This is a genomic window from Plantactinospora endophytica (assembly GCF_016862915.1).
GTDB classification, from domain to species: domain Bacteria; phylum Actinomycetota; class Actinomycetes; order Mycobacteriales; family Micromonosporaceae; genus Plantactinospora; species Plantactinospora endophytica.
Genome location: NZ_BONW01000025.1, coordinates 21,185 through 41,229, shown reverse-complemented (window position 1 = coordinate 41,229; position 20,045 = coordinate 21,185). Strand labels below are relative to the sequence as shown.

Annotated in this window: 15 protein-coding genes; 10 read left to right on the top strand and 5 right to left on the bottom strand. The window is 74.1% G+C overall.

From position 1 onward, the window contains the following. Nucleotides 1-34: 34 nt before the first annotated feature. The gene (locus Pen02_RS25555) at nucleotides 35-964 is read right to left on the bottom strand and encodes a S66 peptidase family protein (protein ID WP_203868638.1); all 930 of its coding nucleotides are present in this window, start codon (nucleotides 962-964) and stop codon (nucleotides 35-37) included. Nucleotides 965-1,034: 70 nt separating this feature from the next. Here Pen02_RS25555 and Pen02_RS25550 point away from each other — a divergent pair, with 70 nt between their 5' ends. The 5 genes from Pen02_RS25550 to Pen02_RS25530 all read left to right on the top strand — a co-directional run bounded on the left by Pen02_RS25550 (nucleotide 1,035) and on the right by Pen02_RS25530 (nucleotide 10,344). After that, nucleotides 1,035-1,850, top strand: coding sequence for a type 1 glutamine amidotransferase (locus Pen02_RS25550; RefSeq protein WP_203868637.1), 816 nt, complete (start codon nucleotides 1,035-1,037; stop codon nucleotides 1,848-1,850). A 211-nt stretch (nucleotides 1,851-2,061) separates the two neighbouring features. Continuing rightward, nucleotides 2,062-5,250, top strand: a complete 3,189-nt coding sequence (locus Pen02_RS25545; RefSeq protein WP_203868636.1) for a bifunctional [glutamine synthetase] adenylyltransferase/[glutamine synthetase]-adenylyl-L-tyrosine phosphorylase — start codon at nucleotides 2,062-2,064, stop codon at nucleotides 5,248-5,250. Beyond that, a complete protein-coding gene (locus Pen02_RS25540) occupies nucleotides 5,243-7,153 on the top strand; it encodes a hypothetical protein (RefSeq protein WP_203868635.1) in 1,911 nt (636 codons plus the stop codon). Before Pen02_RS25545 ends, Pen02_RS25540 begins: the two co-directional genes overlap by 8 nt. Nucleotides 7,154-7,414: 261 nt before the next feature. Continuing rightward, nucleotides 7,415-8,635, top strand: a complete 1,221-nt coding sequence (locus tag Pen02_RS25535; RefSeq protein ID WP_203868634.1) for an asparagine synthase-related protein — start codon at nucleotides 7,415-7,417, stop codon at nucleotides 8,633-8,635. Nucleotides 8,636-8,853: 218 nt separating this feature from the next. Then, complete coding sequence (locus Pen02_RS25530; RefSeq protein ID WP_203868633.1) at nucleotides 8,854-10,344, top strand: pyridoxal phosphate-dependent decarboxylase family protein; 1,491 nt, start codon at nucleotides 8,854-8,856, stop codon at nucleotides 10,342-10,344. A gap of 48 nt (nucleotides 10,345-10,392) precedes the next feature. Here the strand turns inward: Pen02_RS25530 and Pen02_RS25525 are convergent, their stop codons facing one another. The 3 genes from Pen02_RS25525 to glnA all read right to left on the bottom strand — a co-directional run bounded on the left by Pen02_RS25525 (nucleotide 10,393) and on the right by glnA (nucleotide 13,613). Continuing rightward, the gene (locus Pen02_RS25525; RefSeq protein ID WP_239141282.1) at nucleotides 10,393-11,574 is read right to left on the bottom strand and encodes a serine/threonine-protein kinase; all 1,182 of its coding nucleotides are present in this window, start codon (nucleotides 11,572-11,574) and stop codon (nucleotides 10,393-10,395) included. Continuing rightward, on the bottom strand, nucleotides 11,571-11,990 hold the full coding sequence (locus tag Pen02_RS25520) for a PadR family transcriptional regulator (protein ID WP_203868632.1): 420 nt from the start codon (nucleotides 11,988-11,990) through the stop codon (nucleotides 11,571-11,573). The genes Pen02_RS25525 and Pen02_RS25520 overlap by 4 nt, the downstream gene beginning before the upstream one ends. Nucleotides 11,991-12,188: 198 nt before the next feature. Next, entirely contained in the window at nucleotides 12,189-13,613 is a 1,425-nt protein-coding gene (gene glnA, locus Pen02_RS25515; RefSeq protein WP_203868631.1) for a type I glutamate--ammonia ligase, read from the bottom strand. A gap of 311 nt (nucleotides 13,614-13,924) precedes the next feature. Between glnA and Pen02_RS25510 the strand changes: the two genes are divergently transcribed. From Pen02_RS25510 to Pen02_RS25500, 3 genes are all read left to right on the top strand, one after another. Next, a complete protein-coding gene (locus Pen02_RS25510; protein WP_372445666.1) occupies nucleotides 13,925-14,344 on the top strand; it encodes an RDD family protein in 420 nt (139 codons plus the stop codon). Nucleotides 14,345-14,441: 97 nt separating this feature from the next. Beyond that, nucleotides 14,442-15,515, top strand: a complete 1,074-nt coding sequence (locus Pen02_RS25505) for a LacI family DNA-binding transcriptional regulator (RefSeq protein ID WP_203868629.1) — start codon at nucleotides 14,442-14,444, stop codon at nucleotides 15,513-15,515. A gap of 2 nt (nucleotides 15,516-15,517) precedes the next feature. Then, nucleotides 15,518-15,739 (top strand): hypothetical protein, encoded by a 222-nt coding sequence (locus Pen02_RS25500; protein WP_203868628.1) that lies wholly within the window; start codon nucleotides 15,518-15,520, stop codon nucleotides 15,737-15,739. A gap of 35 nt (nucleotides 15,740-15,774) precedes the next feature. Here Pen02_RS25500 and Pen02_RS25495 read toward each other — a convergent pair whose 3' ends face one another. Then, nucleotides 15,775-16,467 carry a DUF4191 domain-containing protein gene (locus Pen02_RS25495; RefSeq protein ID WP_203868627.1) on the bottom strand — a complete coding sequence of 231 codons (693 nt, stop codon included), beginning with the start codon at nucleotides 16,465-16,467 and terminating at the stop codon, nucleotides 15,775-15,777. Nucleotides 16,468-16,745: 278 nt separating this feature from the next. Here Pen02_RS25495 and Pen02_RS25490 point away from each other — a divergent pair, with 278 nt between their 5' ends. Beyond that, nucleotides 16,746-16,931 (top strand): hypothetical protein, encoded by a 186-nt coding sequence (locus Pen02_RS25490; protein WP_203868626.1) that lies wholly within the window; start codon nucleotides 16,746-16,748, stop codon nucleotides 16,929-16,931. Nucleotides 16,932-17,101: 170 nt separating this feature from the next. Continuing rightward, nucleotides 17,102-20,041, top strand: coding sequence for a helix-turn-helix transcriptional regulator (locus Pen02_RS25485; RefSeq protein WP_239141280.1), 2,940 nt, complete (start codon nucleotides 17,102-17,104; stop codon nucleotides 20,039-20,041). Nucleotides 20,042-20,045 lie beyond the last annotated feature (4 nt).

The following is a 20,045-nucleotide window of genomic DNA, read 5'->3' as shown; positions in this document are numbered from 1 at the left end:
CTCCGGTGAGGGCGGGTGGGGAGGCGTGGCCGGGTCAGCGTACGGCGGGGGAGACGGTCAGAGTGCCGGCGTCGGCGTCCAGCGTCGCCGGTACGCCGACCGGCACGGTCAACTGCCCGACCCCGTGCCCGATCGGCAGCCCGCCGAGCACCGGTACCCCCAGATCGCCGAGGCGTTCGGCGAGCACCTCGGCCACCCCGATCGACCAGTCGTCGGCGCAGTTGGTGAACTGCCCCACCGCGACCCCGGCCAGCCCGGCCAGTGCGCCGGCCCGGCGCAGGTGGGTGAGCATCCGGTCGACCTTGTACGGCACCTCCGCGACGTCCTCGACCAGCAGGATCGCGCCGGTCAGGTCCGGCATGTCCGGGGTGCCGAGGGAGTGTGTGAGCAGGCAGAGGTTGCCGCCGATCAGCCGACCGGTGGCCGTGCCGGGGACCAGCACGGCGGCGGTCTCCTCGGTCGGTACCCGGTGCACCACCACCGGTTCGGCGCACATCAGCGCGGCGCGCAGCGACTCGGCCGAGGCCGGCGGGGTGCGCTCGTCCAGCCAGGCGGCTCCCGGGCCGTGCACGGTGGCCAGCCGGGCGCCCCGCCAGAGCGCGAGTTGCAGCGCGGTGATGTCGGAGAACCCGGCCACCACCTTCGGGTCCCGGCGCACCGCCGACATGTCGATCGCGTCGACCACCCGCTGCGTGCCGTACCCGCCCCGGGTGCAGAGCACGCCGCGTACCGACGGGTCGGCGAAGGCGGTGTTGAGGTCGGCGGCCCGCAACGCGTCGTCCCCGGCGAGGTAGCCGCGTCGGGCGTACGCGTTCGGGGCGAGGACCGGACGAAGGCCCCAATCGGTGAGCAGTTCCAGTCCCCGGGCCACCCGGTCCGGCCGGGTCGGCCCGGACGGCGACACCAGCAGCACCGTGTCGCCGGGTCGCAGCGCCGGTGGGCGTACCGCCTGATCGTCGGACACTCGGTCTCCTTCCCCCGCTCGGCCCTGAGCCTATCGGTGGGCGTCCGGCGCACCGGATAGCCTCGACACCGTGGCAACCGAGACCGGAACCGAGAACGACACCGGCAGCGTGGACGGCACCGCGACCGCGCTGGTGATCGAGAACGACCCGACGGACGACGCCCGCCGGTTGGGGGACTGGCTCACCGAGGCCGGTCTCGACCTGACGGTGCTCCGGCCGTACGCCGGGGACGCGCTGCCCGAGGAGCTGACCGGGTACGCCGCGCTGGTCGTACTCGGCGGCTACCAGCATCCGTACCCGGGACCCGACGGCAGCCCCGGCGCGCCCTGGTTTCCGGCGCTGGAAGGGCTGCTCCGCAAGGCGGTCCGGCACCGGCTGCCGACGCTGGCGATCTGCCTCGGCGCCCAACTGCTGGCCACGGCGCACGCGGGTACCGTCGAGCGGAGCGCGGCCGGCCCGGAGGTCGGCCCGACCGTCGTCGGCAAGCGGGACGCCGCCGAACACGACCCGCTGTTCCGGTACGTGCCGATGATCCCGGACGTGCTCCAGTGGCATGTCGACGAGATCACCGAGCTGCCGCACGGCGCCACCCTGCTGGCCGCCTCGACCCGCTATCCGCACCAGGCGTTCCGGCTCGGCGACCGGGCCTGGGGGCTCCAGTTCCACATCGAGTGCGACGAGGCGATGATCGCGGACTGGGCGGCCGACTCGGCGGTACTGGCCGAGCTGGACTACGACCCCGAGTTGGTGGTGGCCGCCTGCGCCAACGTGCTGGCCGACGTGGAGGAGGTGTGGCAGCCGTTCGCGGCCCGGTTCGCGGCACTGGCCCAGGGCCGGCTCGACGGCGCGCCGCCCCGGCCCACCCTGCCGCTGCTCGGACACTAGGAGCCGGCCGTGACGACGAAGAACCAGGGGCCGGCCGCGATGACGGACACCAGGGGCCGCCGCCGATGACGGACGCGAGGGGCCGTTGCCGATGACCGACAGCGCGGGCCGGCGATGACCGGCACCGGAGGGCCGGCGATGACCGGCACCGGAGGGCCGGCGATGACCGGCACCGGAGGCCGGCAGTGATCGACAGCGGAGGCTGCCGCCGATGAGCAGACCGACCAGCGCGACCGGCCGGCTCGCCCGGTACGGCTTCGGCCTGGGCGCCGGGGAACGGGCCGGCGGCAACGGTGTCGGCCAGGCCGCAGACCTGCTCGGCCCGGCCGGGCTCGGGCTGTGGGACGTCGACACCCAGGAGCCGGTCGACGACCCGGCCGGCGAACTGCTCACCGCGCTGTCCCGGGCCGCCGACCCGGACCTTGCCCTGCGCCAACTGCACCGCATCGTGGAGGCCGAACGCCGCTCGACCGCCCCGACCGCCCCGACGGGCCCGGCGGCGAGTGCGGATGCCATCCGGGCCGGGTCGGTGAAGGTGGCGGGGGGCGGCGGGTCGGCGGGTGACGCCGGGGAGACGCTGCTCGCCGCCCTGCACGCCGATCCGGGGCTGCGTCGGCGGGTGGTCGCCGTGCTGGGTGCCTCGTCGGCGCTCGGCGACCACCTGGTGGCCAACCCGGAGCAGTGGCGGGCGCTGCGTACCGGAGTCGACGGGCTGCCGCCGAACGCCGAGGGGCTGCTGCACCCGGACTCCGCCGGACCGGGCGACGGTTCCGACGGGCTGCCGGTGGTGGCGGCGCTGCGGCAGGCGTACCGGCTGGCGCTGCTGCGGATCGCGGCGGCCGACCTGACCGGCGGGCGCGGCCTGGAGCAGACAATGGCGGCGCTCTCCGCGCTGGCCGACGCCACCCTCGCCGACGCGTACGCGATCGCGGTCGGCGAGCTGCCGGACGGTACTCCGGAGCCCCGGCTGGCGGTGGTGGCGATGGGCAAGTGCGGTGGCGGCGAACTGAACTACGTCTCCGACGTCGACGTCATCTTCGTCGCCGCGACCGACGAGGACCTGCCGGCGGCCACCCAGGTGGCGACCCGACTGATCCAGATCTGCGGACTGGTGGCCTGGCCGGTCGACGCCGCACTGCGGCCGGAGGGCAACCGGGGGCCGCTGGTGCGTACCCTCGCCAGCCACCTCGCCTACTACCGACGCTGGGCCCGCACCTGGGAGTTCCAGGCGCTGCTCAAGGCTCGTCCGGCGACCGGGGACATCGGGCTGGCCCAGGAGTGGATCGACGCGCTCGCCCCGCTGGTGTGGCGGGCCGCCGAACGGCCGGAGGCGGTCGAGGACGTCCGGGCGATGCGCCGGAAGATCATCGACAACATCCCACCGCGCGAGCTGGAACGGGAGATCAAGCGCGGGCCGGGCGGGCTGCGGGACATCGAGTTCGCGGTGCAGCTCCTCCAACTCGTGCACGGCCGGGTCGACGAGTCGCTGCGTGCCCCGGGCACCATTCCGGCGCTGCGGGCCCTGGTCGCCGGCGGCTACGTCGGGCGGGCCGACGGGGAGGCGCTGCTGCGCGGGTACCGGTTCCTGCGCGGGGTCGAGCACCGGCTCCAGTTGCAGGCGCTGCGGCGTACCCACACCGTGCCGGCGGAGCGGCCGGCGCTGCGTTGGCTGGCCCACTCGCTCGGCTACACCGCGCTGCCCGGCCGGGACGCCGTCGAGGCGTTCCGGGCCGACTGGGTCGGGCACGCCACCGAGGTACGCCGGCTGCACGCCAAACTGCTCTACCGTCCGCTGCTGGAGGCGGTCGCCCGGGTACCCGCCGACGGGCTTCGGCTCACCCCGGAGGCGGCCCGGAACCGGCTGGAGATCCTCGGTTTCGCCGACCCGACCCGGGCACTGCGGCACCTGGAGGCGCTGACCGGCGGGGTGACCCGGACGTCGGCGATCCAGCGCACCCTGCTGCCGGTGCTGCTCCAGGAGTTCGCCGACGCGCCCGAGCCGGACCGGGGCCTGCTCAACTACCGCCAGGTCTCCGACAAGCTCGGCGGCACCCCGTGGTATCTGCGGCTGCTCCGCGACGAGGGTCCGGTGGCCCGCCGACTCGCCCGTACCCTGGCCGTCTCCCGCTATGTCGCGGACCTGCTGGCCCGGGATCCGGAAGCGCTCCGGCTGCTCGCCGACGACGCCGAGCTGACGCCCCGGGACGCCGAGGTGCTCCGGGACGGCTTCGCCGCCGCCGCCGACCGCTACCTCGTCGGCCGGGGGCCGCAGCCGGCCGACCCGACCGAGGCGATCCGGTCGGTCCGCGCGCTGCGCGGCCGGGAACTGATCCGGGTCGCCTGCGCGGACGTGCTGTACCGGGCCGGCTCGCTGGCCCCGGCCGGCTCGACCGGGATGGCCGCGACCGTCGCGCCGGAGGCGGCCCCGGCCGGTGTGATCGGCGACTCCGACGTGCACACCGTCGGCGCGGCGCTCTCCGCCGTCACCGACGCCACACTCGGCGCGGCACTGCGGGTGGCCCGGGCGACCCAGCCGGCGATGCCCGGACTGCGGTTCGCGGTGATCGGGATGGGCCGGCTCGGCGGGTACGAGATGAACTACCTCTCCGACGCCGACGTGCTCTTCGTCTACGACCCGCCGCCCGGTGCGGCCGAGGACGCGGCCAGCGCGGCGGCCCGGGCGATCGCCGAGGAGATGCGCCGGCTGCTCGGCATGCCGGCCGCCGACCCGCCGCTCGGGGTCGACGCCGACCTGCGCCCGGAGGGCCGGCAGGGACCACTGGTACGCAGCCTGGGCGCGTACGCGCAGTACTACGCCCGCTGGTCGAAGGTGTGGGAGGCGCAGGCGCTGCTCCGGGCCAGGTACGTCTGTGGCGACGCCGACCTCGGCCGGGAGTTCGAGGCGGTGGCCGATCCGGTGCGCTATCCCGAGCAGGGACTGAGCCGGGAACAGGTGGTGGAGATCCGGCGGATCAAGGCCCGGGTGGAGACCGAGCGGCTGCCCCGGAACGCCGACCCGGCCACCCACACGAAACTCGGTCGGGGTGGACTGGCCGACGTGGAGTGGGCGGTGCAGCTCACCCAGCTCCGGCACGCCGGACGGCTGCCCGAACTGCGCTGCACCCGTACCCTCGACGCGCTGGCCGCCGCCCGGGAGGCCGGAGTGGTCGACGGCGCCGACGCGGTCGCGATGGCCACCGGCTGGAGCCTGGCCGCCCAGGTCCGCAACGCGCTGATGCTGGTACGCGGCCGGGCCGGCGACCAGCTTCCCCGGCACGGGGTGGAACTCGCCGGAGTCGTACGCCTGCTCGGCGGCCACGACCCGGGCGAGTTCCTGGACCACTACCTGCGGACGGCGCGCCGGTCCCGGGCTGCGGCGGAGCGCGTGCTGGATGCCTGACCGGCGCCGGGTACGGCAGGTCCTGTCCGGCACGATCGGCCTGGCCGGCGTGCTGGCGGTCGCGTTCCTGCTCGCCCCGCCGCTCGGCACCGACCTGTCCGCCCAGGTCGCCCGGGCGAACTTCTTCGGCCGGCACGGCTGGGCCGCCCTGGACCTCGGCTGGTACGCCGGGATCTCACCGCACGGCTACAGCCCCCTCACCCCGTTGCTGATGCACTGGCTCGGCGGCGACCCGCTCGGCCCCCGGCTGGCCGGCGCGTTCGCGCTGGTGGGGTCGGCGGTGGCGCTGGCGTTGCTGATGGTGCGGACCGGTGCGCGCCGGCCGCTGCTCGGCGGGCTGGTCGGCGCCGCCTGCGTGGCCGGCAACCTCGTCTCCGGCCGGATCACCTACGCGGTCGGCGTCGCGTTCGGACTGGTCGCGCTGCTGCTGCTGACCAGCGGGTTACGGCCGGCGTTGCGGTGGGGCGCGGCCGGGGTCGCCGCCGCGCTGGCCGGTGCGGCCAGCCCGGTCGCCGGACTCTTCGTCGGCCTCGCCGGAGTCGCCCTCGCCCTGGCGGCGCGTTTCCCGACGGTGCCCGAGCGCGATGCCGGCCGCTCGTCGGTGCCGGAGCCGGAGGCCGCCTTGCCGAAGGCGCCGAGGCCGGATGCTCTTCTCTCTGCCGTTCCGGAGTCGGAGGCTGCCGTCCCGGCGGTGCCGGGGCGGGACGGTGGGCGGAGTGGGGGAGGGACGGGCCGGCGGCGGTGGCGGCCGGGTGTGACCGACGGGGCGGTGCTGGCGGTCGGGGCCGGGGTGCCGGTGGCAGGGCTGGGGTTCGGCTTTGGCGCGGGTGGCTGGATGAACATCAGCCTCACCGACACGCTCACGGCGGCGGTGGCGAGCACGCTGGTCGCGCTGCTGGTGCCGAGGCGCGCGCTCCGGATCGGTGCCGTGCTGGCCACCCTCGGGGTGCTGGCGGCGTTCGCGGTCCGGACACCGGTCGGGTTGAACGCCACCCGGCTGGCCGCGATGTTCGCACTGCCGGTGCTGGTGGGCTACGGGACACTTCCGACCCGACTCACCCGGGGTCGGTCCCGCCGGCCGGCCGGATTCGCGCTGGCCGCGATCGTGGCGCTGGTCGCCGTCGTGGAGCCCTCGGTCTCGGTGGCAGACCTGCGGGCGGCCGGTGATCCGACCGCGTCCCGGGGCTACTTCCAGCCGCTGCTGACCGAGCTGACCCACCGGCCGCCCGGCCGGATCGAGGTGGTGCCGACGGCGAACTACTGGGAGGCGGCGTACGTCCCGGAGGCTGCGCCGCTGGCCCGGGGCTGGCTGCGCCAGGCCGACCAGGCGCACAATCGGCTCTTCCTGGACGGCAGCGTCGACGTGGAGTCGTACGGCGACTGGCTGCGGGACAACGGGGTGGCGTACGTGGCACTGGCCGGGGCGGAGCCGTCCTGGGTCGGCCGCCGGGAGGCGGAGCTGATCCGGGGCGGGCTGCCGTACCTGACGCCGATCTGGCAACACCCGGACTGGACCCTGTACGCGGTGACCGGCCCACCGTCCATCGTGGAGGCATTCGGGCCGGGGCAAGGGCCGAGCGCTGGCGACCCGCCGAGCGGTGGCGATCTGCCGGACGGTGGCGATCTGCCGGACGGGGCGGAGGGACGGGATGGTGTCGAGGGGCCGGGGCCTGGGATTCCGGGCGTGGAGCTGGTGCGGGCCACGTCGGCGGAGTTGACTGTCGACGTACCGGCCGCCGGGGAGACGCTGGTCCGGCTGCGCTGGTCGCGTTGGCTGCGGGTGACGGGGGCGGGCGCCTGCCTGGCCCCGTACGGCGACTGGACGCTGCTCCGGGTGTCGGGTCCCGGTCGGTACTCGATCACGGGAAGCCTGACCGGCACCGGGCCGCGCTGTCCGGACTGATCGTCGTCGCACCGTTACTCGACTCGACGCGTCGTTGCGGGGGCGCGGCCGGCGCGGCGGTATCCTCTGCCTGTCCCTTTACTCCCATCTTGAATGAAAGGCACTTTTTGTGAACCACATTCGGGATGAGTCGTCCGAGCGGCCGCAGGCCGATCCAGCCGGCAGCCACAACTTCTCCGCGCCGCCCCCGCAGTCGGCCTGAAGCTGATGGTCCCGCTTGGTGCCGCCGGCCGCCGGCCCAGCCGCCCGGGACACTGACCAGTGGCAGAGCTGCCGACCCCGCGGCTGACCCGACGTGAGATCGCCTCGGGAGTGGTGCTCGGACACGTACCAGAACCGCCGGCCCGCCGCCCCCGCCCGGCGCGCTGGTCACTCGGCTGGACGCCGCCGGCCGTCCCGGTCCCGGAGCGTGCGGTGACCCCGCTCGGCGCCCTCGAACAGGCGGTACTGCCCGCGCTGCGCCGACCGCCGTGCCTGGTCAGCTTCTCCGGCGGGCTGGACTCGTCACTGGTCCTCGCGGTCGCCCTGCGGGTGGCCCGGCGGGAGGGGCTGCCGCACCCGGTACCGGTCACCTGGCGGTTCACCGGAGCGCCCCGGGCCGACGAGTCGCGGTGGCAGGACCGGGTCGTCCAGGCGCTGGGCATCGGCGACTGGCAACTGCTCCAGGCCGACGACGACCTCGACCTGGTCGGTCCGACGGCTGGGCGACTGCTCCGCCGGCACGGTCTGCGGCATCCGGTCAACCTGCACCTGCACCTGCCGATCGTCGAGCTGGCGACCGGCGGGTCGATGCTGACCGGCGCGGGCGGCGGCCAGGTGCTCGGGGGTTGGCGCCGCGCCCGGTCCGGCCTGTTCCGGGTACGCCTGCGCCGGACCGCCGGCCATCTCCGGACGGTACTGCGGACGCGGCGGTCGAGTCCGGACATGTTCCCGTGGCTGCGGCCGGAGGTGTCGGCCGAGATCTACCGCGCGTTCCGGGCCGACCGGCGACGGGAGCCCCGCCGGCTCGACCATCGGATCGCCTGGCACGCGCGTCGGCGTGACCTCGGGCTGACCTGTGCCAGCCTCGCCGACCTGGGCGCGACCCGTGCGGTGGCGGTGGTGAACCCGCTTCTCGATCCCGGATTCCTGACCGTGTTGACCGGACCGGCCGGCCGGCGCCGGTGCCCGCCCCGGGACCGGTTGATCGCCGAGATCGCCGCCGGGGTACTGCCGGAGGTGGTCACCGCGCCCCGGCCCAAGGCACGGTTCCTGGAGGTCTTCCTCCGGGGGCCGACCCGCCGGTTCGTGCAGCGGTGGGACGGCAGCGGCGTCGACGAGGAGATCGTGGACGTGGCCGCGCTGCGGGCGCTGTGGTCCCGGTGGCCGATCCCCGGCGGTACGGCCGGACTGGTCCAGGAGGTCTGGCTCGCCACCACGTCGGACGGGGCGGCCGGCCCACCCGCGCCCCGACCGCCCGAACGACCCGAACCGCACAGGTGACCGGGCCGGCACGGTCGGCCTAACCTGGAGCGACCCGCCCGGTACGCCCGCGCCTGGGTTCTCCGACTGATCCGCCCCAGCCCCAGCCCCAGCCTCGGCGATGGCTCCGATCCTGCTCCGGTTTCCGGGCTTTGTGCCCATGGGGGTGGACGGCGTACCGATGGTCCGGGGCACAATGGCCGGCGGACCGGGCAACCCTCGGAGCGGAGGAGAACCGCGTGGACGACCCGTTGCACGACCGGGACTCGGCGGCGGCGGTACTCCGCCAGGTGTACGCCGCCGCCGGCCCCTACCTGGACTCGCTCGCCGACCGTCCGGTGCACGACTCGGCCGCCGAGGCGCTGCTGGCCGAACTCTCCAGGCTGAGTGAGCAGGACGGGGAGTCGTCCGACGGACGGCTGCCGGAGCGGGGCGTCGGATCGGTGGCCGCGCTGGACCGGCTGCTCCGGATCGGCACCGCCGCCGCGACCCACTCCACCGGTCCACGGTTCTTCCACTTCGTCGTCGGCGGTGCCACCCCGGCCGCCCTCGCCGCTGACTGGACCGCCGCGCTGCTGGACCAGAACGCCGCCTTCCGGGCCTCCTCCCCGCTGGCCGCCGAGTTGGAGGCGGTCGCGCTGCGCTGGCTGCGCGAGCTGTTCGGGCTGCCCGACCGGTACGGCGGCGCGCTGGTCGCCAGTGCCACCTTCGCGAACTTCACCTCGCTGGCCGTTGCCACGCACTGGTGGGCCGAGCAGCACGGCGTGGACGTGGCGGCGGACGGACTTGTCACGCTGCCCCGGATGCCGGTGCTCTCCGGCGGGTACGTGCACGCCAGTGCCCGTAAGGCGTTGCAGATGCTCGGCCACGGCCGGGACACCGTCGAGGTGTACGCCCGGGACCGGGTGGGCCGGGTCGACCTGCCGGCGATCGAGCGGCGGCTTGCCGAGCTGGACGGGCCGGCGGTACTGATCGCCAACGCCGGTGAGGTGAACGCGGGCGACTTCGATCCGGTCGACGTACTCGCCGACATCGCCGAGCGGTACGGCGCCTGGTTGCACGTGGACGCCGCGTTCGGGATGTTCGCCGCGCTCTCGCCCCGGTCGGCCGGGCTGCTGCGCGGAATCGAGCGGGCCGACTCGATCGCCTGCGACGGGCACAAGTGGCTCAACGTGCCGTACGAGAGCGGGTTCGCCTTCCTGCGCGAGCCCGCCCGGCTACCGGTCGCGTTCGGGATGCCGGGTACGACGTACCTGCCGGGACCGGGGAGTCCACTGTGGTCGGGGCAGCCCGGTCCGGTCGACTACGCCCTGCACGGGCCGGAGTCGTCCCGCCGGGCCAGGTCGATGCCGATCTGGGCGACGCTGGCCGCGTACGGGCGGGACGGCCACCGGGCGATGGTGGAGCGGCAGCTCGATCTGGCCCAGCGCCTCGCCCGGCTGGTGGACGAGGCGCCCGACCTGGAACGGCTGGCCGAGGTACCACTCTGCATCGTCTGTTTCCGGGCCGCACCCGGCAGCGTGCCGGCGGACGAACTCAACGACCTCAACCGGCGGCTCGGCGCGGCGCTGCTGCACGACGGCCGGGTCTTCGTCGGCACCACCGTCTACGACGGCCGGGTCGCACTCCGCCCGGCGATCGTGAACTGGCGTACCACCGAGGCCGAGATCGACCTCCTGGTCGAGGTGGTACGCGAACTGCTCGCCGGGCTGGTCGACCCGCCGGCCTGACCGGACCGGTCCCGTCGCTGACGGGAGTCGGCGACGGGCCGGACGGGGTCAGGAGACAGTGTCCGGGCTTGCCGCGCCGGACGACCGGGCGACCTCGGACACGTGCCCGCACATCGGGCACGGTCCGGCGCCCAACCGTCGGCGGGTCGCCCGGTGCCGGGCACCCTGCACTGCGACCGCCGCGAGCAGCGTACCCACGCCGAACAGTGTCAGCGCCCCGGCGGTCGCGGCGAGCTGCGGAAACTCCGTTCGCCACCAGTACGCCTCGGTGAGCTGCCGGACGCCGAGCAGGCCGACCGGGGTGAGCAGCAGCAGGAAGGCCCAGAGAGCGTCGCCGTTCCCGGTGAGCGCGCGGACGAGCCCCAGCGCCAGGACGAGCCCGAGGACCAGTCCGCTCGCCATGACCAGGACTTCCTGCGTCGAGTAGTAGCTGGTGAACCAGTCCCCGCCAGACTCGGCAAGCTGGAAGAGCACGGCCACCCCGGCACCGGCCAGCACGCCGAGTACCGGCGGGGTCCGGCCGGACCAGCCGGGCCGGTCGGGCAGCGCCAGCGCGGTCAGGCCGAGCGCGAGCGTCGGCAGGAGTACGAACAGCGGCGGCCGGGGCAGCCCGGTCAGCGCGGACGCCAGCGGTGTGGCGAGGGTGAGCAGCACGGCGACGCCGACCGCCCAGCGGGCCCAGCGGGCCGGCAGCACCGCCGTGGCCAGCCCGGCCAGCAGCCAACCGATCCAGACGAACACGCCGAGGGTCTGCGCCCGACCGACCTGCGGCCAGACGACACCGTCCGGCACGGGCGTGAACTCGACCTGGTGGAGCAGGAACACCGCCAGCGCGGTCAGGGTGCCCAGCGCGGTGACGGCGGCGATCGGCAGGCCGGCGATCAGCCCGGAGGCGCCCTGCTCGCGGAGTCGCTGGCGCAACCCGCCGCGCAGCACGTCGGCGGTGTCCGCCGGGGACGGCCAGCGCCGCTGGGGATCGGCAAGTTCGAGGTACGTCCCGACGAGCTCGTCGCTCCGCTCTGCCCGGTAGCCGGCCGGGTAGAGGTGCAGCAGGCGCCGGTAGCGGCGCTCCAGCAGAATTCCCTGTTCGGTAGGGGTGCCGGGATCTGCCAGGTTGGCGTCGGTCGGGGTGCTGAGGTCCATCGGGTTGGCGTCGGTCGGGGTGCCGGGGTTCGTCGGGTTGGCGTCCGTACCGTCGGATCCGTCGACCGGATCGGGGTGCCGGGTCATGCCGGACCTCCCGCCGGTCGGAGGGTTGGCCGGAGGGCCGGTCGGAGCGCGGAGCCGCGCGCCGTCGCGGCGGAGCCCGGTGCCGCGCTGCCGGCCCGCGCCCGGAGGCGCCGGCTCGCGGCCTCGACGTTGCGGCGCAAGCGTTCGGTCTCGGCGGCCAGCACCGTGCCCCCGGTGTCGGTGAGCCGGTAGTAGCGGCGGAGTCGGCCGCCCACGATCTCCTCCCGGTCCGGCTCGACCAGGCCCTCGTCGGTGAGTCGGTCGAGGGCGCCGTAGAGGGTGCCGGGTCGCAGCGTCAGCCGGCCGTCGGAGAGCGCGGCGACCTCGGTGATGATGCCGTAGCCGTGCATCGGCTCCGGGGCGAGCGCGGTGAGGATCAGGAACGTCGGTTCCCGCAACGGAACGGGTGTGGTCATACGGCGAGTATATCGGTGACCAAGCTATAACGGTGGCAAAGCTATGGGTCGGCGTGCCATGGGTAAACATGGGCGCCCCACAACGCGGCGCGCCGCCGACCGGACCCCTCGCGGGGTGGTCGACGGCGCGCCGTACGTGCCTGGTGTCGCCGTGCCTCGGGTCATGCGGGTGGCATGAGTCCGGGGCGGTGCTGCGGCCTAGACGTCGAAGTACATCGCGAACTCGTGCGGGGTCGGCCGCAGCCGGACCGGGTCCACCTCGTTGGCGCGCTTCCACTCGACCCAGGTGGAGATCAGGTCGGGGGTGAAGACGCCACCCTCCAGCAGGAAGTCGTGGTCGGCCTCGAGCGAGTCGAGCACCTCCGGGAGCGAGCCGGGGACCTGCTTGACCGAGCCCCACTCCTCCGGCGGGAGGTCGTAGAGGTCCTTGTCGATCGGCTCCGGCGGCTCGATCTTGCTCTTGATGCCGTCCAGGCCGGCCATCATCATCGCCGAGAAGGCGAGGTAGACGTTGGCCGACGGGTCCGGCACCCGGAACTCGACCCGCTTCGCCTTGGCGTTGCTGCCGGTCACCGGGATGCGGGTGCAGGCGGAGCGGTTCCGCTGCGAGTAGACCAGGTTGACCGGGGCCTCGAAGCCCGGCACCAGCCGACGGTACGAGTTGATCGTCGGGTTGGTGAAGGCCAGCAGCGACGGCGCGTGGTGCAGCAGACCGCCGATGTACCAGCGGGCGGTGTCGGAGAGGCCGGCGTAGCCCGTCTCGTCGTAGAACAGCGGCTCGCCGTTCAGCCAGAGGCTCTGGTGGGTGTGCATGCCGGAGCCGTTGTCCCCGAAGAGCGGCTTGGGCATGAAGGTCGCGGTCTTGCCGTTCGCCCAGGCGGTGTTCTTCACGATGTACTTGAAGAGCTGGAGCTGGTCGCCCGCGTGCAGCAGGGTGGAGAACCTGTAGTTGATCTCAGCCTGGCCGGCGGTGCCCACCTCGTGGTGCGAGCGCTCGACGGTGAAGCCGGCGCCGAGCAGCCGCTGCACGATCTGGTCACGCAGGTCGGCGTAGTGGTCGACCGGCGGGACCGGGAAGTAGCCGCCCTTGTACGGCGTCTTGTAGCCCCGGTTGCCGCCCTCTTCCTCGCGACCGGTGTTCCAGGCGCCCTCGATCGAGTCGATGTAGTAGAAGGCCTGGTGCGCCGAGGTCTCGTGCCGGACCGAGTCGAAGATGTAGAACTCGGCCTCCGGGCCGAAGTACGCCGTGTCGGCGATGCCGCTGGCGGCGAGGTACGCCTCCGCCTTCTTCGCCACGTTGCGCGGGTCCCGGGAGTACGCCTCGCGGGTGAACGGGTCGTGGATGAAGAAGTTCAGTGCCAGCGTCTTCTGTGCCCGGAACGGGTCGATGAAGGCGGTCGCGACGTCGGGGAGCAGCAGCATGTCCGACTCGTGGATCGCCTGGAAACCACGGATCGACGATCCGTCGAAGGCGAGACCGTCGGTGAAGACCGATTCGTCGAACGACTCGACCGGCAGGTTGAAGTGCTGCATCACGCCGGGCAGGTCACAAAAACGAACGTCGACGAACCTTACGTCCTCGTTCTTGAGGTATCGCAGGAGTTCCTCGGGGTTGGCGAACACACGTCCTCCTGGCACGTCCACTGATGGCTAGGCTGGTGGCGACGCTATGGCCATGCGATTGCCCGAGCATGTCTCTGATGTTTCTGCCGTGTTACGTCGTCTGCGGAGCGTGATCCCCGCAGGTGATCGGCTCGGGTCTGCTCCGGATGTTACTCCGGTTTGGTCGGTTAGCCGAGTTTGCCACGTTCTGCGCCCGGACGGAAGGTCCCACCGCGCAGCGACGGTCGTCGTGCGCCTGGTGGAGTTGCGCGAGGTGATCCGTGTCCCGCCGGTGGAGTCCACAGGGGGGTGATCGCCGCCGGCCGATACTGTTGACGACCGTGGCAGGACAGCAGAACGGCACCGCTCCGCCCGCCCCGGCGGCCGACCCGACCAGCCCGTCGCCGAGCCTGGCGCGCCGGTTCGTCGCGCTGAGCATCGACTGGGTGCTCTGCCTGCTGGCCACCAACCTCTACGCCGACCCGATCGCCGACAGTTGGGCGCCGGTCCTCACGCTGGTCGTCGTGTACGGCTTCTTCATCGGCCTCTTCGCGCAGACTCCCGGCATGTGGGTGTGCCGGCTGCGCTGCGTGGCGTACGCCGACGGGGGGCGGATCGGTGTGCTCCGGGCGCTGCTCCGGGGTGCCCTGCTCGGCCTGGTGATCCCGGCACTGATCATGGACAACCGCAGCCGTGGCCTGCACGACCGCGCGGCCGGCTCGATCATGGTGTCCGTACCGTCCACCCGCTGAGGGCTTCGACTACTCCGTAAAGGGCTGGCGGGATGCGCTGAGGCGGCGTACTGTATCGATCCAGAAGCGCTACTGGATCGATACAGAAGGCGGACCGGTGAAGCCGACCCTGCAGACCGTGGCCGACGCCGTGGGCGTGTCCCGCAGCACGGTCTCCAACGCCTACAGCCGGCCGGACCAGTTGTCACCGGCACTGCGGGAGAAGATCCACGAGGCGGCCCGCCGGCTGGGCTACCCCGGGCCGGACCCGACCGCCCGATCGCTGCGCCGGGGCCGGGTCGGCGCGATCGGCGTGCTCTTCACCTCGGCACTCTCCTACGCCTTCACCGACCCGTACGCCGTGCTGTTCCTCCGGGGCGTGGCCGAGTCCGCCGAGCGGCACGGCAGCGGACTGCTGCTGGTCCCGCTCTCCGAGGCGGACGAGCAGGCCGGCATCGAGGCGGTCCGGAACGCGGCCGTCGACGGCTTCTGCGTCTACTGCGTACCCGCCTCGCACGCGGCGCTGGACGTGACCCGGTCCCGTGGCCTGCCGCTGGTGGCCGCCGAACGCCCCGTCGAGCCCGGACCGGACAGCATGTACGTGGGCATCGACGAGGCCGCCGCCGCCCGGACCGTCGGCAGCCACCTCGCCCGGCTCGGTCACCGCCGGGTCGCGATCGTCTCCGACCTCCTGGTCGCCGAGCGCCGGACCGGCCCGGTCGCCCTCGACGGGCCGGCCGACATCCGGTACGACGTCGACGTCACCCGGGAACGGCTGCGCGGCTTCGCCGAAGGGCTGGCCGAGGGCGGCGTCGGCTGGAGCGACCTGTTCCTGGTCAACGCCGGTACGAACAGCCGGGCCGAGGGGGCCCGCGCCGCCGGGTACGCCCTCGATCGCGCGGACCGGCCGACGGCGGTGCTCGCCATTACCGACCTGCTGGCGCTCGGTGTGCTCGACGCGCTGGCCACCCGGGGTCTAGGACCCGGCCGGGACGTCTCGGTGACCGGCTTCGACGACATCCCGGAGGCAGCCGCCGCCGGGCTCACCACGATCCGGCAGCCGGCGGTGGAAAAGGGCGCGATCGCCGGCCGGCTGCTGCTGGACCCGCCCGAGGATCCCGCCGCCCGTCAGGTGCTACTCCCCACCGACCTGGTCGTCCGCGCCTCGACCGGTCCCGTCGAAAGGAAGTGACCATGGATCTCGTCGGTTACCACCTCGCGCTGGGTGCCACCGAACGGCACGTCGGCTCCGCCCGCCCGAACGCACCGGTCCGGCCGGACCGGGACCCGTCCTCGGGCGGTGGCCCGGGTCGGCTCCGGCGGAGCACCGCGACGATGCTGCGGCTGGTCGCCGACCGGCTCGCCCCGGCCCCGGCGGCGCGGCCGTCCTCGGCCACCCGGACCTGCACGCCGTAACGCGGAGCGCATCCGCACTCCGCGACGCGGACCAGCTACCGGCCGCGCATCTGCCGGAAGGCCCCCTTGGGCGGGCGCATGTTCTTCGGGATCGCGCCCTTCGGCAGTTGCGGCCGGGCCGCGGAGAGCGCCTTGAGCCGCTTGTCCAGGGCGTTCACGTCCTTGCCCTTGAGGTTCGGCGGCAGCCGCAGCAGGGTCGTCCGGAGCTTGCGGATCGACAGCTCGTCGTCGCCCTGGCCGATCAGGTAGTCGTAGAGCGGCGCGGTCCCGATGACCTTGGCGAGCCGCCGCTTCTCCTGGCCGAGCAGGCCGCGGGTCCGCTGCGGGTTGCCCTCGCCGAGCAGGATCACGCCGGGCTTGCCGACCACCAGGTGCACCATGTCCATCTGGGTGGTGGAACTGACCATCGGGGTGACCCGCCAGTCGCCGCGCATGCTCTCCAGGATCGAGGCGGCGGCGCCCGGCTGCCCCTCCGCAGCGTTCATCATCGCCCGGTTGGAGCGCAGGTTGAGCACGATGAGCACGCCGAGCAGGGCGAGCAGGATGCCGATCGGCAGCCAGAGCCAGCCCCAGCGCAGGACCGCGACCACGGTGAGCGCGGCCGGGACCAGCACCGCGACGACGGCGAGCGGCACGAACCACTTGTCGCGTTTGGCGGTGAACGAGAACACCATCCCGATCTGCTTCAGCCGCTGGCCGAACGACACCTTCTCCTGCGCCTTTGCCATGCCATGAAGTCTAGTGGGCCGGGGCGGCCCGCCCGATCCCCGGCCGGCTCCGGCGCTGGCCCCGGTCGTCCCCGGCGACATCGGTCGACCGGGTGGCCCCGCCGGCACCCCGCCGCCGAGGGGGCGGGGTAAGGACCTTACGGCGCCGAAGTCCCGGTACGGGGTGGAAGTAAGGAGGTGGCGGAGCCGGGAATGAGGCGGTGCACCAATGTGCCCGGGGTGCCTTCCGGCGAAGTGTGGACATCAGCGAAGAGAACCGAAGCGAATGGAGCTCAGCGATGTTCAGCACCGACGCGCACTTCCTGCTCACCCTGCACCGTACCCACGCCGACGAGCTGCGGGCCGAGGCCGACTCCGCCCGACTGGCCCGCTCGGTGACCCGCCGCTCCGGGCGGAACCCGGCCCGGGCCGCGCGGCGGCGCCGGTCCGACCCCGCCGCCTCCCAGGCTCCGGCGGCCAAGTGAGCCGGGACGCGGTGCTCGCCGTCCCGCGACCCGACCGGGTCGACGGGCGGCCCGCACCGCCGACTCCCGGCAGTGATCTTCGGACGGCCGGCCCCGCCCCGACCACGGGCGACGGCGGGGCCGGCGTCCGGATCTTCGAGGATCCGGCCCGGCGTGGCATTCTCGATTCCGTGACCACTCGCGCCGCCAGCACCGTTCTCGTCGGCCGTCAGTCCGAACTCGCCACCCTGCGCGAAGCGCTCAAGCGGGTCCGGGCCGACGAGCCGGCCGCGCTGCTGGTCGGCGGCGAGGCCGGCGTCGGCAAGACCCGGCTGATCGAGGAGTTCGGCCGGTACGCCACCGCCGGAGACAACCAGCTCCTGGTCGGCCAGTGCCTGGAACTTGGCGAGCAGGGGCTGCCGTTCGCGCCGTTCGCCGCCGCGCTGCGCCAACTGCTCCGCCGGGACGGGCCGACGGCCTTCGAGGGGTACGAGCGGGAGTTCGCCAGACTGCTGCCGGAGTTGGACCGGCTCGGGGCCGCGCCGGCCGGCGCCGACCGACAGGCCCCGGCGAGCCCTTCGGGCGGCCCGGGACTCTCCCTGGACCCGCACCGTGGCTACCTCTTCGAGCTGGTCGCCGGGCTCTTCACCCGGCTCGCCGCGCAGCGCCCGCTGATCCTGGTGATCGAGGACCTGCACTGGGCCGACCGGTCGACCCGGGACCTGATCTCCTTCCTGGCCCGCGCGGTCCGGCCGGCCCGGGTACTGCTGATCTGCACCTACCGCTCGGACGAGCTGCACCGGGGGCACCCGCTCCGCCCTTTCCTGGCCGAACTGGACCGGGCCCGGGGCGTCGAGCGGATGGAACTGGACCGACTCGACCGGGAGGGCACCGGCCAGGTACTCGCCGACCTGTTCGGCTTCGAGCCCAGCGACCGGGCCATCGACACCATCCACGGCCGTACCCAGGGCAATCCGTTCTTCGTCGAGGAACTCGCCGCGGCCAGCGACCCGAGCGGCTGCGCCGACCTGCCGGACACCCTGCGCGACCTGCTGCTGGCCCGGGTCGACCGGTTGCCGGAGCCGGCCCAGCGGGTGCTCCGGATCGCCGGTGCCGGGGGCACCCGGATCGCCCACGAACTGCTCGCCGAGGTGGCCGGGGTGCCGGAGACCGAGCTGGAGGAGGCGCTCCGGGCCGCCGTCGCCGCCCAACTCGTGGTCGCCGACCCGGAGGGCGGCTACGAGTTCCGGCACGCGCTGGTCCGGGAGGCGGTACACGAGGACCTGCTGCCCGGCGAGCACGCCCGGCTGCACGCCCGGTACGCCGCCGCGATCGAGGCGCAGCCGCAGCTCGTCGCCGACGGCCGGGCCCCGGCCGAGCTGGCCCACCACTGGTACGCGGCGCACGACTACCCCCGGGCGCTCACCGCCGCCTGGAACGCCGCCGAGGCGGCCCGTTCCCGGTACGCGTACGCCGAGCAGGGGCGGCTGCTGGAGCGGGTACTCGAACTCTGGGAGCAGGTGCCGGACGCGGAGCAGCGGCTCGGCCGCGACCATCTGGCCCTGCTGGAGGCGACCCTCTCGGCGACCTCGGCCGCCGGCGACTACAGCCGGGCGCTGGCGCTGACCCGGGCCATGCTCACCGAACTGGACGGTACGGCCGAGCCGGTCCGGACGTCCCGGGTGCGGCTGCTGCGCGGCCGGCTGCTCCGGATCCTCGGCAAGTCCGACGGTGCCGACGAACTGCGCGGGGCGTACACGCTGCTGGCCGGTGTGGACGGTGGCGTGCAGCGGGTCCGGCTGCTGGCCGACATCGCCTTCCAGGTGGCCCGGGTGGACCGGGCGGAGGGAGCCAGGATCGCCGCCGAGGCGATGGCCGCCGCGACCGAACTCGGCGACGACGACGCCGTACTGAGTGCCACGCTCGCCGCCGGTTGGGTGTGCAGCCGCCAGGTCTCGGCGGAGGCCGGGCTGGCCGGGCTGCGCCGGGCGGCGGAACTGGCCCGGGCGGCCGGTGACCCGGAGTCCCTGGTGACCGCGCTGGTGGTCAGCTCCGACGCGCTCTGCGAGGTCGGCCGGTACGCCGAGTCGGCCGAGGCCGCCGCGACCGGGTACGCCGAGGCGAGGCGGGTCGGGATCAGCCGCTCCACCGGCGCCTTCCTGCTCTCCAACCAGGCCGAGGCAATGATCGCGCTCGGCCGCTGGGACGAGGCCGACGAGTTGTGCGGGCAGGCCGCCCGGCTCGACCTGCCCGGAATCACCGGCTACCACTGGTTGCAGTTGCGGGCCGGGTTGCGGCTGGCCCGGGGACAGGTCGGCGCCGACGATCTGGTGGCCCGGGCGTTGGGTTTCCTTCGCCGGCCGTACCTGCCGCTGGAGTTGCCGCTGCACGAGCTGCGGGTCGAGGCGGCGCTGGCCGGCGGGGACGTCGCGCTGGCGGTGGAGGCTGCCCGGGCCCTGCTCGGCCGCCGGCTCGACATCGATCCCCGGTACGGCTGGCCGGCGCTGGCCGCCGCCGCCCGGGCCGCCGTGACCGCCGACGACCGGGAACTCGTCGCACGGGTACGGTCGGCGGGCGACGGGATCCCCGCCCGTTATCCGGCCGAGGTGGCGTACGCGGCCCAGGTGTCGGCGACGCTCGCCGGCGTGGCCGAGGCGCTGCCGTGCTGGCAGGAGACGGTGGCGGCCTGGCGGGTGGACGGTCAGCGGTACCCGCTCGGCCGGGCGCTGTACCGGCTGGCCGAGGCGGCTGCCGCTGCGGGCGACCGGGCGTTGGCCGCGAGCGCGCTGGAGGAGGTGGCGGCGATCGCCGGTGAGCTGGCGGCCGTACCGTTGCGGGAGCAGGCGGCGACGCTGGCCCGGCGGCTCGGGTTGCGGGCCGCGCCCGGCGCGGCGCCCGGCACCGACCTGCTCACCGCCCGCGAGCGGGAGGTGTTGCGCCTGGTCGCGGAGGGGCACAGCAACAGCCGGATCGCGGAGCGGCTCTACATCTCGCCGAAGACCGCGAGCGTGCACGTCTCGCGGATCATCGCCAAGCTGGACGTGGCGAACCGGATCGAGGCGGCGGCCGTCGCGCACCGGCTGGGCCTGCTCGATCCCCGGACCGGGGACGGCGGCGCCCCGGCCGCCTGACCGG